The following is a 1983-nucleotide window of genomic DNA, read 5'->3' on the forward strand; positions in this document are numbered from 1 at the left end:
CTCCTGATCGAGCCGGCTCATGCGCTCCTCCGCGTCGTCCCGCGACACGGTAGGTCGACTTCAACCGGAGGCGACATCTCGTAAATCTGGCCGTCGCCTTACTCACAGGATCGCGCGTCGCGCTACACGGACTTGCCCGCGCTTCAAGGCATCGCGCCGGGCTTGGAGATCCTGAGGCAGCCAATGCCCGCCATGCGCCCGCTCCAGCGCATAGCCGATGGCCTCCGGATGGGTCAGCAAACGACAGAGATCCGCCCAGACCAAGCTCTCAATCGGCTCGGCCGGAATAAAGCGCGAGCGGCACTTCGTCTCCCGGTAAGAGTGGAGGGCCGACAGCTTGCCGCGACAGCAATAGTAGCGATAATGCGGATGTAAGCAGCGGCCGAAGCACGCCAACCCGCACACGCCACAGCTGACCAAACCCCGCAACAGGTAGCGCTGAGCCGTGTTGTTGCGGCCTGCGAATTGCCGGTTCTGGGCGAGTTTGGCCGGCACGCGATCAAACTGCTCCTGGGTGACAATGGCCGGGATCGACGCCACGGCAATCCAGTCCTCCCGCGCTCGGATGCGTCGCGGCACTGCCGTGCTCCCGGTCCGGCAGGCCTCCTGAATCCGCCCAGCATACACCTCGCCCATGTAGACGGGATTGGTCAGGATCACCCGCAAGCCAGGCACACTCCAGCGTGTCCGGCTGCGCGGTGGCTTCACTGCGTCCTGGTGCAGCTTCTTGGCCAAGCCATACAAGCTGCGGCCCTCGTCAGCATACCAGGCGAACATCTCGGCCACCACAGCGGCCTCGGCTTCGTCCTGACGTACGCCGGCGGGATCGCGGGGGCGATCCGGATCGACGCGATAGCCGTACGGCACCCGGATCCACGGCAACAGGACGCCGGCCTGCAGCTTGCGCAGCCGGCCGCGCCGCATCCGCTCCGCGATCAGGCTGCGCTCGTATTCGGCCACGGCCCCACGGATTTGCAGCAGAAGCTGATCATGCGGATCCTGGCTCATCGGCCGGTCGAGAAAGTGGACCTGGCATCCGGTGGCCGTGATCTCCTCCAGCAGCAACACCTGATGCACATAGTTGCGGGCGAGCCGGTCGGGAGCGGTGATCAGGATGCCATCCAGGTCCCGCAGGGCCACCCGGTCCCGCAGCCGCTCCAGTCCGGGCCGCTTGAGAGTGGCACCGCTGTAGCCGTCATCGCGGAAGACGTTCTCGGGCGCGACCGTCCATCCGTGCTGGCGCGCATGCGCCTGCAGGCGCTCCAGTTGCTGGGCGAGGCCGTCCGCCTGGGCTTGGCGCTGGGTAGACACCCGTGCATAGATCCCGATCCTCATCGTTCCCCTCCTGTGCGGGAGGCGCGGGGTCGGCCGGGAGCGCGGCGCATCGTGGTCCGGTGTGGGTCCAGGCCATCAGCTGCTGATAGGTCCGATCCCAGTGCCGCTGCCCGTCTGGGTGGGGCTGCCACACGCGACGCACCCGCCAATCCCGCATCGTTGCCTCCTGCTGCCGATTTGTTCCGCAGCACAGGGCAACTCCCTGGTTCCGGCTGGCGCAAGCGCAACGGCAACCGCCACCAGTTCAGCTTAAACTGTCCAAAGTGGCTCAGGCAGAATTTGTCATTTGTGATCAGACCATCTCGACCTTGTGCCGTTGCCGATACAGCGTCTTGTCGTAAGCAATCGGCACCTTGCGGCTCTTGGTCGGCGGAATGCACGGCGTGATGTCCTTCTCGACAAGAGCTGCCCGGAACCAGTTGCTGTCGTAGCCTCGGTCGGCAATCAGTATCCATCCGAGCGGGGCCGCGGGATTTTGGGTGCCGCGCGTGGTAACGTCGGTTCATGGAGATCGATGAGGACAAGATCGACGATGCCGTTTTGGCGCTGTTATGGCTGACGCTGCATAACGAGCGTTGTGCCTGGAAGGGCTTCGACTGGGCAACGACGGATCGGCTTCACAAGAAGGGCTTGATCGGCGACCCAGTC

General features: G+C 64.9%; 2 protein-coding genes. One reads left to right on the forward strand and one right to left on the reverse strand.

Going from position 1 to position 1983, the window contains the following annotated elements:
• Positions 1–102: 102 nt before the first annotated feature.
• Positions 103–1335 (reverse strand): recombinase family protein, encoded by a 1233-nt coding sequence (locus FS320_RS42360; protein ID WP_244627743.1) that lies wholly within the window; start codon positions 1333–1335, stop codon positions 103–105.
• 504 nt (positions 1336–1839) lie between these two features.
• Between FS320_RS42360 and FS320_RS49370 the strand changes: the two genes are divergently transcribed.
• Positions 1840–1983 (forward strand): DUF6429 family protein (locus FS320_RS49370; RefSeq protein WP_244626992.1); only part of this gene is annotated, 144 nt, incomplete at its 3' end.

It is taken from the genome of Microvirga tunisiensis (genome assembly GCF_009296175.1).
In the GTDB taxonomy this organism is placed as follows: Bacteria; Pseudomonadota; Alphaproteobacteria; order Rhizobiales; family Beijerinckiaceae; genus Microvirga; species Microvirga tunisiensis.

What these genes read in the sequence shown, in the direction of transcription:
- FS320_RS42360 (WP_244627743.1), bottom strand. Translation starts at nt 1,335, where the DNA reads ATGAGGATCGGGATCTATGCACGGGTGTCTACCCAGCGCCAAGCCCAG.